Annotated in this window: 13 protein-coding genes; 4 read left to right on the forward strand and 9 right to left on the reverse strand. The window is 51.6% G+C overall.

Features of this window, described 5'->3' with window-relative positions; genetic code table 11:
- Window positions 1-57: 57 nt before the first annotated feature.
- The 5 genes from K3T83_RS38555 to K3T83_RS38575 all read right to left on the reverse strand — a co-directional run bounded on the left by K3T83_RS38555 (window position 58) and on the right by K3T83_RS38575 (window position 5,044).
- A complete protein-coding gene (locus K3T83_RS38555; protein WP_220208454.1) occupies window positions 58-2,028 on the reverse strand; it encodes a prenyltransferase/squalene oxidase repeat-containing protein in 1,971 nt (656 codons plus the stop codon).
- A gap of 308 nt (window positions 2,029-2,336) precedes the next feature.
- Window positions 2,337-2,528, reverse strand: a complete 192-nt coding sequence (locus tag K3T83_RS38560; RefSeq protein WP_220208455.1) for a hypothetical protein — start codon at window positions 2,526-2,528, stop codon at window positions 2,337-2,339.
- A gap of 877 nt (window positions 2,529-3,405) precedes the next feature.
- Window positions 3,406-4,305, reverse strand: a complete 900-nt coding sequence (locus K3T83_RS38565) for a GNAT family N-acetyltransferase (protein WP_236065163.1) — start codon at window positions 4,303-4,305, stop codon at window positions 3,406-3,408.
- A gap of 54 nt (window positions 4,306-4,359) precedes the next feature.
- Window positions 4,360-4,758, reverse strand: coding sequence for a hypothetical protein (locus K3T83_RS38570; protein WP_220208456.1), 399 nt, complete (start codon window positions 4,756-4,758; stop codon window positions 4,360-4,362).
- Entirely contained in the window at window positions 4,721-5,044 is a 324-nt protein-coding gene (locus tag K3T83_RS38575) for a hypothetical protein (RefSeq protein ID WP_220208457.1), read from the reverse strand. Before K3T83_RS38575 ends, K3T83_RS38570 begins: the two co-directional genes overlap by 38 nt.
- Window positions 5,045-5,530: 486 nt before the next feature.
- On the opposite strand from K3T83_RS38575, the gene K3T83_RS38580 reads away from it, so the two are divergent.
- From K3T83_RS38580 to K3T83_RS38595, 4 genes are all read left to right on the forward strand, one after another.
- Window positions 5,531-6,751, forward strand: a complete 1,221-nt coding sequence (locus K3T83_RS38580; protein WP_220208458.1) for a tetratricopeptide repeat protein — start codon at window positions 5,531-5,533, stop codon at window positions 6,749-6,751.
- A 1,175-nt stretch (window positions 6,752-7,926) separates the two neighbouring features.
- Window positions 7,927-8,955, forward strand: a complete 1,029-nt coding sequence (locus tag K3T83_RS38585; RefSeq protein WP_220208459.1) for a patatin-like phospholipase family protein — start codon at window positions 7,927-7,929, stop codon at window positions 8,953-8,955.
- Between the two features lie 427 nt (window positions 8,956-9,382).
- Window positions 9,383-9,979, forward strand: a complete 597-nt coding sequence (locus K3T83_RS38590) for a DNA-3-methyladenine glycosylase I (protein ID WP_373324738.1) — start codon at window positions 9,383-9,385, stop codon at window positions 9,977-9,979.
- Window positions 9,980-10,160: 181 nt separating this feature from the next.
- Window positions 10,161-10,643, forward strand: coding sequence for a cupin domain-containing protein (locus K3T83_RS38595; RefSeq protein ID WP_220208461.1), 483 nt, complete (start codon window positions 10,161-10,163; stop codon window positions 10,641-10,643).
- A 302-nt stretch (window positions 10,644-10,945) separates the two neighbouring features.
- Here the strand turns inward: K3T83_RS38595 and K3T83_RS38600 are convergent, their stop codons facing one another.
- The 4 genes from K3T83_RS38600 to K3T83_RS38615 form a co-directional block, all read right to left on the reverse strand.
- Window positions 10,946-11,200, reverse strand: a complete 255-nt coding sequence (locus K3T83_RS38600; protein ID WP_220208462.1) for a helix-turn-helix domain-containing protein — start codon at window positions 11,198-11,200, stop codon at window positions 10,946-10,948.
- Window positions 11,201-11,375: 175 nt separating this feature from the next.
- Window positions 11,376-11,897, reverse strand: a complete 522-nt coding sequence (locus K3T83_RS38605; protein ID WP_220208463.1) for a hypothetical protein — start codon at window positions 11,895-11,897, stop codon at window positions 11,376-11,378.
- Between the two features lie 75 nt (window positions 11,898-11,972).
- Complete coding sequence (locus K3T83_RS38610; protein ID WP_220208464.1) at window positions 11,973-14,705, reverse strand: PEP/pyruvate-binding domain-containing protein; 2,733 nt, start codon at window positions 14,703-14,705, stop codon at window positions 11,973-11,975.
- Window positions 14,662-15,168, reverse strand: coding sequence for a MarR family winged helix-turn-helix transcriptional regulator (locus K3T83_RS38615; RefSeq protein WP_220208465.1), 507 nt, complete (start codon window positions 15,166-15,168; stop codon window positions 14,662-14,664). Before K3T83_RS38615 ends, K3T83_RS38610 begins: the two co-directional genes overlap by 44 nt.
- Window positions 15,169-15,227: the final 59 nt, after the last annotated feature.

Raw genomic sequence — 15,227 nt, forward strand, 5'->3', positions numbered from 1 at the left:
CTTTCGTAGTCGCGCGATGTATCGCGCAATCCCGCCCCTGCGCGATACATCGCGCGACTACGAAGTAAGGGAAGGTGCATGTAGCAGGCATTGCCAGGCAGCAGCGGCTTTTATGACATAGGCCGTAGTGACGGACTTACTTCCGTAGGACAGGACGTGCGTTGGGCGTTGCATGCGAATATATTCCTGATACGGCCAGCATTGCCCTTCTTCATCGTAGCTCTGTTGCAAGTACATCAGGGCTTTCTGTACGGAAGGAGCGGCACCCTCCAGTTTCCCAAGCTGTGTCAGATAGGCCCAACTTAATAAAGCCAGAGACGTGTTTAAGGGATCGCCTTCTTTTTCAGGCATCCCCCAACTGCCATCGGCGTGCTGACTGCCCTGCAAAAACGCTTGTACGCGCTCTAATGCCGGTGAAGAGGGTCTGACCTTTGCGAGCAGGCGAGTGCAAACATAAGTGCCATAGAACGGGCCATGATACCACGTACTCACCCAACGACCATCTTCTGCTTGCTGTTTCTCGATATATGCTGTGCCGGACTGAATGACCTCTGCAAAACGCGTCTCATCATAGAGGGCAAGCGTGTAGAGGACATTCGCCATCACATCCACATCACCCCCCATACCCCAGGCATTTGCAGCGTAATCAGCATGGCGTTCTTGCTCAGGTGTGCGATTGTGGGCCGGAATAATCCACGTCTCGAACGAGCCGTCGTTGTGCCGATTCTCTTCCAGCAAGACGCGCAGGGGTCGCTCACAATAGCGGGAAACATCCTCCTGGCGATTGTTCAGAAGAAGTACCTGCATCACCTGGGCCAGATCGTCGGCATCAGGAGGGAGTTCAGGCAAATCAGGGAAATAACCCCAGCCTTCGATACCATAGTGGTGACGATGCTCAATGAAATAGTTTAGCTCGTAGTTGATGACTGGTTGTAGTTCGAGAGAAAATGCCTGGCTAGCGTCGCTGAGAATTTCAGCCATCACTGCCCGTTGAAAAATGTCTCCATATTGGAATTCGCTCTTGCCAGTGAAGCCATGTTTATATGAGAAGCACATTACATGGCGTACTTCGCTAAACCCCTGTTGCCATTGTTGCACCAGATAGCGTAGCCCCTGCCACGCGAGCTGCTGGCACTGTGTCCGGGGAACAGGGAACTCCAGGTGAAACTCTGGTTGTTCCGCAGCTCTCCGGCGGTTGGACTCTGTAATCTTGATAATATCGGTAAGCAAATCCTCACAACGTTCTCGCAGCTTGCTTACCAGATGATGCCAGGATACAACATTCTCTGGTATAACACTGGTCGCCTGGTCGAATGCATCTATGGCTAACTGAAGAACTGCACACATATGGCCTCCGTAGTACAGCTCTCGTGCTATCCGCTCTAGATCCTGCTTCTTTGGCTCTACAGGCTGCTCTTGCAAAAGACCGCACAGAAGAAGTGAGGGCGAGCGGTTCAAATAATCTTCTTTCCAATCACAGATATCGTCGAACATCTGGCAACTAAAATTAAAGAAGTTGAGGGATTTTGTGAACGGAAGCAGATATTGTTCAGTTCCCGCTAAGTCAACCAATCCGGCAATAATGGCCTGACTGACGCTGGACTTTCCTGTAGCAAGCGTCCAGGCTATATTTTCATTGTAATCTCGCCACGGCAATTCACCGGAAACAAACCTTTTCTCGAAGATGCAAGCCTGATAATATTGCCTCATGTAGGAGCGGAAGCGCTCCCAGAAGGGCGAAGAAGCAGGAAATAGCTGATGGAGATACGATAAGGCTTCCGTCTGCAAAGCGATCACATGGAGCATCCTTTGCGCAGATTCATAGGCTTGCAGGCTCTGGTCGATGATTGTATCGGAGATGAATAAAGAGGTAGCAAAGAGACTTGAGGCTACCGAAAAATCGCTCAACCTGCCGGACGGAATGTTTGGGAACGCCTCTTGAAACAGATACGGATAACAGTCATACATGGATATGATATTGGGCCGATCGGAGGGGCTAACATCCGTGACAGTCAACCAATTCTGCATCAACGACTCAACTCGTCTCTTCGTTTGACGAGCAGACTCCAAAATGGTGGGAGAGAAAGCATCCATTGTAAATGATTGTAGAGATTCTTGTGATAGTGTTTTGAGTTTTGTCACCATTTTTTTGTCCTCTAAAATATATCTAGATTCTGAACTCGACTTTGTACAAAACTGCAAATCCGAGCGTGGAAATGTATTACCTCCCGATCAATCAGGAGAGTGGGCACCCTCCTGATTGATCGGGAAACTACAAAAACTTTACCCTGTTTGATCTGAATGGTCCCAGACATACATCCATTTGCAAGTGTGCCTCAAAAAGAGCAGCCATCATGCCAATGAGCCCAACAACTCGGATCATCATACGCACTCGCAACCCCCTGTTCACCATCGATGCTGGCGGGTTTGTTAGCAAACATGGCGGCCAGTTCCAGGCGCTCTTCTAGCTCTTCTACATCCAGACTGTCAAGGTCAATGGTATACATTTCCGTCTTCTTCGTTGCCATTGTCTTATCCTTTCTATTTCTGTAACATACGCTTGCGTGCTACTAAGCTCTATCGGTTGTCAACACAACAACTTGTTTGCCGGTCTGAGCAGAGGTCTGCGCTCTACGCCAATCGTAGTGCTAGCAGACATAAGGCCCATAAGGGTTACAATTACCGCAGTCTATAGCAACCATCTGTTCACCGCTGGTGCTGCCTGGTTTGGTGGCAAATAGGGTGGCTAACTCCAGGCGCTACTCTAACTCTTCCACATCCAGATCGCAAGGGTCGATGGTGAACATTTCCGTCTCTTTCGTTACCATTGTTTGATCCCTTCTCCTTTCCGCTTCTAAGGACTTGCAAAGACTGCCGGCCTTCTGCTAGTTCGGCTCTTCTTGTATCACCTCCTTCACGTAAAAAGTGTTCGTCCACCCGTCAAGTCGTCTACTCTCCAGGATGTCCTGGTTCAAGCAACTGGCCTGCGTCCCGAGAGAACTTGCTCCAAGAGGGCTTACCACCAGAGATAGAATTTCCGGTCTTGCTAAAGATTAACGGCGAAAGTTGGCATTGGGAACGATATTTCCCTCTCGCAGAGGCCACTATTGACAGAAGTCAAGCATGAAGAGCGAAAAGTTTCTTTGAAGTAAATATCTCTTGAGACGTTCTGCCAACGAACACTTGTTGATATCATTATCAACTACTTTTTTCTTAGTTCCCCTATAATTAGCACCAGACGGCTTCTTACCGCCAATACAAAGTATTGATGACTCAGGGAAAATCTTACTGCAAGCGCTTGCAATGAACAAGAAGCATAGTACATGATTCTTGCGTGGCATATCGACCCTATCTAGCCCCAATTTTGATGAAAAAGCGCTTCCTCCACCAAATATCTGCCGAATGTCAATTGAGCCATTTCCCTTTGCTGTGAACGATATGCGTTTGCTGGAAACCGACCGCATCGTACGCATGGCGGGCCGGAGTACGTTCCAGGTCTGTTTCGACAAGAGCGCAGGTGGCTCCGAGCGCTTGAAAGTGATGGAGCATTGCCAGCAGCAGAACGCGACTGAGACCAAGCATTTGAAAGCGCGGATGCACGCCGAGCGGCTCGATCTGAGCGATGCGACGTTCGGGCGAGAGCCAACCAATGCAAAAGCCAGCCAGTGAGCTGTCCGGGGCCACCACCACCAGATCGAGATCTGAGCGATGCTGCGACGTCTGTATTGTTCGCGCGCGCCATTCGGCGGTCATCGAGGTACTCTCAAATGCGGCACGATGGAGTTTCGCATAGGCTGCGGCCTCCTGCACACCGGCGAGAGGTCGCAACGTAAAGCCATCGGGCAGCGTTGGGATTGGCGCAAGATCTGCCAGCGAGTGTTCCAGGAAAACATAGCTCTCATACTCTTCATCCACAAAACCATGTGCCTCAGCCAACATTTGCCGCTCACGATCATCATCACGAAACTCCACCCAGTAAGGGAGCGGTTTTCCTCGTTCGGCATCGAGTTCACGAAAGCGCTGATCTGCCCAGGCGAAGAGATCTGCTGCAAGCGCTTGCAAATGTGGACCGGGCAAAAGATAGATATCGAGTGCGGCCCAATAATATTGCCAGGCCGCAAAGCCGATCACCTGATCATCGCTGTTTTCCCAGAAGGCGGCATCACGTCCCTCGTTGATCGTTGGTGAACTCAATCGCCAGGGGAAATCGATCACGTGGCGACAGGCCAGCGGCATACGCTGAATCAGGTCAACAACACGCGGCAAATCAACCAGACCGCGAAATGGATGGCGAGAAATAGTCATACATGATCACCTTTCACTAAAACTCAAACGTATTTCCTTTTGCCTGTTTGCTTACTAATTCAAATGAAAGCGATCACGCCGTAATTGCGCAAGCTGGTCACGCAAGTCCCAAAGACTCTCTAGAACCGTTGCGCGTTTTTCCGATGACGGAACTTCCAGATGGAGAAAGATGGCAAAGAGCAGCAATGCCCCCTCAAGGGACTGAATATCTTCTAACCGCAGAGCGAGCAGGTGTCCTTCGTTTTCAGAGCCTAACCGTTGCTGCAAGTGTTCTAAGCGCTCAAATGCAACCTGACAGAGCGCCGCATCACTGGCTGAAGTCGGCACCGGTTTCTGTCGCATCGCCACCAGAAACGCCCGAATCATTTCCGCCAGTGCCGCCCGGTCGGAAGCTGCCAGAGACACTACAGGAACATCAGCAGCCGCGTTTGCATTTTTCTTGTGAAATTCCATCTTTCCCTCTCCCATCATTATAATTCGCTCGTTCCTTTATGATTGCCAATGGGGGAAGAAAGTAATGGAAGACTTCCCCGGCCAGCTTCTTTACGCCCTTACACACCAGAGCCGCCTGTTCATTCCCTACAAGCAGGCCATGATCCATCGACCAGACGGTTAGCACCGGGACATGAGAAGCGCATGCCACCTCTTCCCAGGTGAGCTGGTGACGGACCAGATACGCATGAAAATCAATGGCTGCCAGGAGAGGAAGCGCTTGTCGTTGTGAGATATCACGCTGCATAGATACCTCTTTTCTACTGCCGCACGATTGTAAACATACGATTCACAGCTTCTTCTTCCCTGCCATCTTGCATGAGTCGCAAAATGAGTCCGGCCCTTCGTGCTATTTGAGCCGTCGTGGTTTCATGAGGTGCAAGCATTGCAAAACCGTTTGGTCCTTGTTGTGCAGTTTGTTCTTGCAACGCGTGTTATTGTCGGGATATAGCTACTTCGCTATGCATAGTATCAGCAATACCTTTCTTTGCTTTCATACCTTGCTTGACACTTTTTTATGTGTAATGCATACTCGAAAGGAGGGTGGCAGAAGGATGGCGAAGTCGAAAAGCGGCATCTTTCTGTCCATTCCCATACAACAGTATAAATAGACATTTCTTGTTACCGTCGTCTTTTTTACGAATTTATGCTGGAAAATACGACACTAGACAACTATGATGGATTCCTATACACTACTCAATAACAATGTGGATTTGTGTGAAGGAGGGTATATATGTCTAGAGATGAGGTATCAGGAAACCGGTTGCGAGAGAGGCGAATTGAAGCTGGCTTGAGTGCAGATCAAGCAGCATCGATTTACGGGCAAGCCTTGAAAGGGGTTGCCATTACACGAAAGGCATACCTGAAAATGGAGGAAGGCTACTTACCAAAAAGTCTCAAACGACGCGCAATACTAGCTGGCATGTTAGGAATTGCTCCCGCACTCCTATTACCCGAAATCGTGAACGAGGTTTCCACGCAGAGAGTACCAACCGAGAAAGGGAAGGCGCTCAACATCAAAGAATACCGTGCCAAGCTCCTCACTGTAGAGAAACAAGGATATCGTAGCGCTGATGAAGCTTTACGGGAGGCCACTCGACGCATCCATACATTACACAGCAGGATTTTCTATGTGAGTTCGCAAGAACAGGAAGAGATGAAACTCCTATTATGTGGATATCAGACATTGTACGCCGATATTGCTCGTGAACGGGGAGATTATAAGTTAGCCCTTGCTCACTACAACATGGCTATTACGCTTGCCTATCAAGAAGGATTCACTGACTTTGAAGCTGCTGCCATCTGTCAACGGGGCAATCTCTTTTTAGATCAACATGATTTAAATTCTGCTCTTCGAGATTTCCAACGGGCCGCATCCTTCAAAACACCCGATCAGTTGAGAGGGTATATTCTTTCGTTACAGGCCGTGACTCAAATGCGCCTTGCACATACAGAACAAGAGAAAACGGCTGCTCTCCGCTTGATAGATGAAACCGAGAACTTAGCATCTCCAACAATTGATGATGCGCTTTACCAGCATATTGATACGTGCAGTTTCCCACCAGATCGATATCTTCGATTTTGGGCGAACACGTTGATGCTAGCGCCGATCAAGAAGCTTCGTTCTCCCGGCCTGGCAACTGAAATCCTTAATGAGCTAGAAATACGGAATCATGGGAGCAACGCTGAAGAAAAGCGTCATAATGCTTATCATCAGATGGAATGCAACTTAGCCTATGCAAGGATATACAAGGATCAAGAATATTTTCCTGTTGTATCAACGTTGCTTCAAGAGGCGTTGACATTAGCTCAGCAAATAAATTCAAGGGTTCATTTACGTTCGATTTCAAATCTTCATAATGATCTCAAAATGAGCAGTTATGGGAAGAACGAGGAAGTAGCTATGCTAGGGGTAGAGATCATGAAAGTACAGCATCCTCACCTCTTCAATTAAGCTTTGCTCATCGGCAAACTCTCAAGGGAAAACAGGTCAACTAAAAAGCTCTGAAGCATTTGGACGCTTCGTGAGGATTGCAAAAAGTGGGAGACGCTATGCCGACAGGCTTGCCGGCATAGCGTCCCTTTGCGCAACTCCTTGTATCATAACAAAGACCCTCTCACGATCATTTGTGAGAGCAGTGAGCCATCACCTGTACACAGGCAATTCATCACGACCAGATCACGCCCTGCCTGGAGGTCTACTCCTCTTTAGCAGTCAGCGTGGTGATATCCCCGCTCGCAGTCGGCACACGAGCACCCGCACCACGGAGTCCACTTCAGGATTTTCATCTTCAGCTTTTTCATGATACACCTCCCTCCAAGAAGAGAGAGACCAGTAGGAAGTCACTAAGCCGTGCACCACTGTCTTTCATGGCGCAGCAAGACCGAGTGACCCTGCCTCCTTTCCCTGAACTACACAGGTAAAAGAAGTATCAGGCTCACAACGCCTCGCGCTGCCAATCCAGCGAAGGGATACACGCCCACTGATTCATCAAGCGAATCAATTAGCAACATGCACAATTATATAGGATAAGAAGATATAAGGCAAGTAAGATAGACCGCGAAACAAGGCTTTTCAGTTCTCCGCTCAAAGGGGGGGCAGGGGTCTCCCTGCCGGGGTCTGGGGTGTCCCCAGTTTCCTTCCCTCCTTCGCGCGCCGCCTGCGACGGCGCGCAAAAGAGAAGAAAAAAGTTTTTTGCGGGGACACCCCGCACCCTGGCAAAGGGCTGCCGCCCTCTGCACTCCTGCTAGATGGGAGATTTGGAAAGCCCTGGACCGCGAAACAAGACTAATGGGTATTTTGCGGCACCCATCAGTGAACAAATCGGATCATTCTGCTCCTTCCGCGTTCGCAATGAGCACGAGAAGGTGGTTCGTCTGTGAGGGATGCAGGCAATTATCCGGCCTCCGGCATTTTTAGCGTGCTCCTACGCAAAAGAAAAAAGGTTACGATAATGTGAAAGCGGTGAAAGATTTTAAAGAGAAATTACACGAATCAAATACGTAGCCGCAAGTTCTTCCGAATCCCCCTTTTTCCCTACAAAGAGAGATTTGCTTGACAACACTGTTCCAGACCAATACACTAATTATGGAAGAAAAAGCAGGCCAGAGGGGAATGGGAGGTATAGTATGAAACATAAGCCATTGAAAGTCGATGGAGTATTCGAGGGCGGCGGCGTCAAAGGTATCGGGCTGGTTGGAGCCGTCTCAGTTATTGAAGAGGCGGGCTACGAGTTTGTCAATCTCGCTGGCACCTCCGCCGGAGCCATTGTTGCAACGCTGCTTGCCGCTGGTTATACCGCCGCAGAGCTAAAACAGATCATCAACAGCCTGGACTTTGCATCATTTCAGGATCTTTCACCGCTAGGTCGTATCACCGGCCTCGGCCCCATTTTCAATTTGCTGTTTCGCAAGGGTCTCTATGAAGGCGATATTCTTCTGAATCTGATGCGAAAGTTGTTGGCCGAAAAGCATATTCATACGTTTCGCGATCTCCTGCTGCCGGAATTTGCCAATGAGGACCGCTACCGCTTCAGAGTTCGCCTCATCGCCTCAGATATCAGTCGCGGGCGCATGCTGGTGCTGCCGCAGGATATCAAGGATTACGGTATGGTGCCGGAAGACCTGGAGGTTGCGCTCGCCATCCGCATGAGCATGAGCTACCCATTTTTCTTTATCCCGGTCGAGCTAAAAAAGTGCTACATCGTGGATGGAGGCATGCTCAGCAACTTCCCGGTTGAGCTGTTTGACTCGCCGGGCGTCCCCGAATGGCCGACCTTTGGCTTCAAGCTGGTTATGTCGGATCAAGCCTCGCCAGAACAGTTTGTGCGCCATCCCATCACGGGGCCGTTCTCGCAATTGGCCGCGATGTTCTACACCGCAATGGAGGCACACGACGCCTATTATCTGGCAAACGCGAAATTTGTGCGCACCATTCCCATCGATTCGCTCATGATCCAATCCACCGATTTCAATCTCAGTGAGCAACAAAAAGAAGATCTCTATCAATCGGGAAGGAAAGCGGCGCAAGATTTTCTCGCCACCTGGGATTTTGAAGCCTACAAAAAGGCGTACAGAAACGGGCAACCTGTGCCGACGCGCCGCGAACTGGTCCAGGAAGCAGCTAGGAGACGGCCCCGCCAGAAAGAGCTGCCATAATACAGCGAACTCTCCCCGCGATAATTGGTGCATTCGGCAATTGAAGGGGAAATGGCTCTGGGCACAGAGGATTTCGGGTCCACCCGTAGCGGCAAGGGGGGGTTGTGGGGTCTTGGCGGGGGCCTTGCGCTTGTCGCCCTCGCCACATCGTTTGTCGGTTTCCCAGTGACCCCAACAGCGACAAGCGCAAGGCCCCCACGCCCTCTCCGCGCCTCCCCTTGTCGCTACGGATGGGGAGAATCTTCCCTCTCCCCGGAACATTTGCCGAATGACCAATAATGGACGTTCACTTTTCAATCTGGGAAGACACGACGGGAGAGCTCATTTGTTAAAACTCATCATTGCTTCTCCGCGTGACAGATGTTCTAATCTGATGTATGATAGGTGCTCTATTAGACGAGTCAATAACGCGATGGGAGTTTTCATGATGCCACAACGATGCTCCTGGTCAACGGGGAGCCAGCTTTATCTCGATTATCACGATGTTGAGTGGGGCGTGCCGCTTCACGACGATCAGAGGCTATTTGAAATGCTCGTGTTGGAGGGAGCACAGGCCGGGTTGAGCTGGTCAACGATCCTGAACAAGCGCGCAGGCTACAGACAAGCATTCGATGGATTCGACGCAGAAAAAGTCGCTCGCTACGATGAACAAAAAGTGCAAGAGCTGCTCTCCAACGCGGGGATCATACGCAATCGCTTGAAGATCCAGGCCGCGATTCAAAATGCGCAACTCTTTTTGCAGATGCGCGAGCGCTACGGCAGCTTCGATACATTCCTCTGGCAATTTGTCGATGGAAAACCGATACAAAACCACCGGGAGACACTGCAAGAGGTGCCAGCATCCACAAAAGAGTCGGATGCGATGAGCAAAGCCTTAAAAAAGCTGGGATTTCGTTTCGTTGGCACAACAATCTGTTACGCTTTTATGCAGGCTACCGGCATGGTCAACGATCACGTGACAACATGTTTCCGTTGGGATGAAATCAGAACCCTCAACGCTGAGCGTTCATCCTCTATTCTCTAAAAAAGCAAAGAAAACAAGCTATTTTGCAGACTTCATCTCTCTCCACGCTTCCAATCATTATCTAGCGTGGGTAAGATTACCCATGCTAGAGAACAGCAAATGATATACACTTTTTGTATCTGATGGGGGGCGCGAACGGCTGGATGTTGTACTATTGCTAGACATGCAGGGAGGAAAAGAGATGAATACAGAGAAAAATCCCTCAACGGGGTTGATCCTCGAAGTTTTCGGACCAACAGTGGAGTTCCTGACATCCCAGGAGAACTTTAGCGTATTAAAGGGCACAGTCCCTCCCGGCGCTTTTGTCCCACTTCATACTCATCCCGATGTGGAGGACTTCACTGTTCTCTCTGGGGAGCTGGAGTGTCTGAGGCAGGACGCAACAGGGCATGAATGGATTGTAGCAAAAGCAGGTGATTACGTCCATGTGCCGGGGGGCGCGCGCCATGCCTGGCGCAACGTCTCCAATGAACCAGCCATCACACTCATCTTCACAACCCAAAAGATGGAACGCTTCTTTCGCGAAATTGGCAGGCCGATAGGTGTGCTTCAACCACCTACACCTGCTGAGCTGGTTCGTTTTGCGGCTATTAGCGATAAATACGGGTACTGGAACGCTTCACCTGAAGACAACGAGAAGGTTGGAATCCACTTCAGTTTCTAGCCTGACAACGAAGATGAACAAACAAACCCGAGAATGGCCTGGGGAGAGAAGGTTCTCCCCCCATCCGTAGCGACAAGGGGCGGTGTGGAGGGGCTGTGGGGGCCTTGCGCTTGTCGCTCTCCCCAGCAGATGATTCCTCCCCCCTCACGGCGCTAGCAGAAATGAAGGGGCCTGGGAGAGCGACAAGCGCAAGGCCCCGTCAAGACCCCCAACACCCCTTGTCGCTACGGGTGAACCCAACATCCTCTTTGCCCATAACCATTCTCAATTGCCGGATGCACATTAGAACTGATGATTTTCTCTTATCCCTCTTTATGGTCTGTCATCAGATCGGACTCTTGCCAGACGAGAGGAGGAGTACGCTTGTATTCGATCAATTCAGCGGGTTCGGTACGTAAAGCCCAGGAGAGCTTATCGAGAGTCACCAGACCGATCTCTGAGTAGGGATCACGGAAGAGCTTTCTTACTGTTTTGTAATCTACATCGGCAATCCGAGCCAGTCGCGTCATGCTTATCTTCTTCGCTTCAGCAATCTCTTTTACCCGTAAGCGTATCATGCACTTGTCCTTAACGTTAGTTAATCTTCAGATAAGTGTAGCAGGTTTAGACGCCTGAGAGTACCTGGATTATATCCCTATAATTGCATTTGTAGAACCTTTTTTCCTGCCAACAAAACCAGGGCAAAACAAAAACGGCGAGGAGCGTTCCTGTTGCTCTGCTCGCCGCTTGCGACTATTTCAAGATATTGATGATCTGGCCGGTTGGCACGGGATAGGGGGAACCCTGATTGTTCACCAGAATACGCTGAACCAGCATGTAGTAGCCGGGAGCGGTCGGCAGTTGCATGTTGGTTGAGACCGCTTTATTGGTCCAGTTATTGGTTTGTACAGTCGGAGCCACCGTAGCAATTTGGCCACCGAGGACGTTGTTGTTATCAAAGCTCACGGCCGCTTTAAGCGCATCAATCGTAGCAAATGGACCAACCAGCCCGGCATCGATCCGGACTGGTTGTGGCTTCGTGTCCTGCGTCTCATTGCCCTGGTGTGGGGTCCACAAGAGAGCTACCTGTTCGCCAGGCCGATAGATATAGGCGTGATCGTCAGGGTTCGTCATACGATCTTTGGGTAAACTCATAATCGAATATGTATATGTCACATGGGAGGATGCCTCCTCAAGCTGGCACGCTCCCAACAGAAAGATCAGCGGCAGGAGCAGCAAAGAGAAGGCGACCGATTTTACTGCATGTTTGAACACGGTGATAATGTATCCTTTCTCGCCTTTTCAGATAGGCGATAGTATTTTACCACCTTTTCGCTGCGTAGAAATCGGTCAATTACTCGACGTGATGATCCCACGCGAACCATCAACTGTGATCTGTTGACCGGTTGTAATCCGCTCGATTGCACCGGAGACGCCCACGACAGCGGGAATGCCGTACTCACGCGCAACGATGGCTCCATGCGACATCGATCCTCCCATTTCCATCACGAGGCCGCTTGCCGTGAAGAAAAGGGGCGTCCAACCTGGATCGGTCGATGGAGCGACCAGGATTTCGCCCGGCTCCAGCCGAGCGCCTGCCGGATCAAGGATCACGCGCGCCTTGCCCGTAACCACACCCGGTGATGCAGGCACCCCCTGAAGCGTCCCCTCCTGAGAAGCGCCCTGAGCAAGCGTTAACGCGGCCTCCGGCTCTGTACCATCGGAGAGCATGATACGCGGGATGTGTCGCCTTCCCAGCTCGCGTTCGTAGCTGCTGCGACGCTCTCGCACAATGGCGCGCATATCGCGTCCGGCGAGCGCCTCGTGTGCCTCTACCAGCGTAATATAGAAGATATCCTCGGCGGCTTCCAGACGATGGCAGCGCGCAAGCTCTTCACCAACAGCAAACAGGCGGCGACGAGCACCTGCAAAAATCAGGACAATATTGAATTTTGGCACTTCGCGCAAACCGGACAACTCGCGCAATCGATGCAGACACAGAGAAGTCAACAGGCCGCGTAGCCAGCCGTGCCGTCGAGCGCGCTGGATCAACGTTTGCGCCATCGCCTCCGCCTCCTGCACGCTCCGTTGGAACTGAATATCAGGTGCGGCCTCAGAATCACCGAGCGCAATATAGTTAGCGAGCATGCCCAGCAGATACGACGGATCTTCAGACCAGCGCGGCAGGCCCAGATCGATCTCTGCCACGCCTCGATGCCCGTAGAGCGCGAGAAAGTCGGACAGGCCAGTTTGCAACGGAGCAGGTAAGGAACCAACGTTATATGCCTGAGCCAGTTGCGCCGGTTCCTGCTCGTGGAACAGTACACGAATCGTTGCATCTTCGCGCAGGCGTTGTGCCAGTTGCCACAACTGCAAATCCATCTCGGTGGTAGGATTATAAGGCAGGCCACGTCGCACGGTCTGAATTTCATCTTCGGTCGCCAATCCACGCAGCAGCCGCCTCGCCAGGGCTGGCAAGCCAAAGACCAGCCCTACAATCGGGATCAAATTGGGAAACATATATGGCATGAGAGAGCGCGCGCCCCCTTCAGCGCTTGCCAGCAGTTTGAGCGGCGTCGTCTCCAACGGCCCCTGGCTCCATAAGCGGATTTGCTGCTGTACGTAAGCAAAGCGCGCCCGAACAAGCGGTGGATCGAGCAAAGCCTGTGCCATACGCAGCAGCGGTAGGCCGCGAGTACGGATGAGCAGTGGGATCAGTTTGCGCATAACGCTCCGACGCGGTGTAGGAACAGGGGCAAAGCGCGGATCGGCGGCCAATTGAGCAAAGACCGGAGCGGAACGCGCCTCCATCTGCCCCATTATGCCGATCAGCGCGGGACGCCAGAAGGTGCTGCGAAACATTGGTGTCACATCCAGAAAGAGGCGATGCGCGGCCTCCTGCGCAAAGGATGGCCCCGCAAGCACATTACGCGGAGGAAAACCGGCGAGCTTTGCTCCCGCAGAGGCCACAAGGCGAAAATAAGACGCCCCCATCGGCGTGAAGGGACGATAGACGCCCTGTGCCACGTTGAGCGAGAAGTAGATACGCGCGTCTTCATCGTTCACAGGTGCATCGGCAGGCAAGGGATAGAGCGTCGTAATAGGTCGCGCCTGCGTCAGCCATAGTTTGCCTGCATCGTCGATGGCCCATTCGGTATCCTGGGGTGCTCCAAAATGGCTCTCCACCTGTGCCCCTAGCATTGCCAGCGATCTTATCTGCTCATCAGTAAGACATGATGTTTCGTCTATTTCATCCAATATCTGCTGCTCTGTACCGCCGCCAGAGAGCGCACGCACACGCAGGCGCTTTTGACCGAGGCGGCGCTCGACAATCTCGCCGCTCTGTGTATTGACCACAAAATGATCAGGAGTAACCGCCCCTGAGACGACCGCTTCTCCTAGTCCTGGACTGGCATCGATGACGGCCTGACGACGACGCCCAGTGAGCGGATTGGCGGTAAAGAGGACGCCTGCTACGGTGGCGTTAATCATACGCTGCACCACGACGGCCAGCCGAACCGTGCGCGGATCAATGTTGTTGCTCGCCCGGTAGCTGACCGCGCGATCATTCCAGAGCGAGGCCCAGCAGCGCCGGACGGCATCAAGCAGGCCGTCAAAACTGATAATGTTGAGCAATGTATCCTGCTGACCGGCAAAACTGGCAAAGGGCAGGTCTTCAGCAGTCGCAGAGGAACGGACGGCAACCGCAACTGGTGTATCATGGGCAAGTTGCTGATAGGACTCACGCAGCGCTTCCACCAGCACAGAGGGGATGGCAACCGCGCCGAGGCGTTGGCGAAGTTCGGCGGCATAGTATTCAAGGTGCGCAATATCGCCAGCATGTGTTGCGGCCAGTTCGTCAAGAAGTTGCTCAAGTCCCGCCTGCTGACTGACCAGATCATAGGCAGCAGTTGTGACACAAAAGCCATCGGGCACCGGCAAGCCTGCCCCGATCAATTCACCTAAATTTGCGCCTTTGCCTCCGACCTGCCCTATCGCGTTTGCATCTAATGTATTCAGAGGCAAAGTCAGTGCATCATTACGTGATTGTACTGTTTGTAGAGGATATGTTTGATCTTGCATGGTCTTCAGCTTGCCTCCTTGCGGCAACAGCGAGTAGTAGCATGGCCTGTGCAACTACGTCCTTCTCTTCAGGTGAAAGATAGGCCATCGTCGCAATCTGAGCATCTACCCGCATTCGTTCGACAGTCTGCACGAAAGCCTGCCCCTGTTCGCTGAGCGAGACGCGTTTGGTGCGTCGATCTCGCTCGTCCTCGTTGCGGTGGACCAGCCCTCGCACGACCAACTGATCGAGCAAGCGACTGGCGGTAGAGACGGAGCGCCCCAACACCTCGGCCACCTGCTTGATCGTTAGCTCGCCTTCGGCACCAAGCAGAAACAGCGTGGCAATCTGGATAGCCGGAATGTCAAAGTTGCTGGTGTTGGCAATGATGCCAAGCATCGTCTCGCGCCACATGGTACGTCGGGCGATAATAATATTTCGTGCTAGCTCTTCATTCTCTTGGTTGTTCGTAATATCTTGCATCTTTCCAAAGTTTGCATATTCGAAATAGTTGCTATATTGCAATGATAACACATATGCAA

It is taken from the genome of Reticulibacter mediterranei (genome assembly GCF_016587455.1).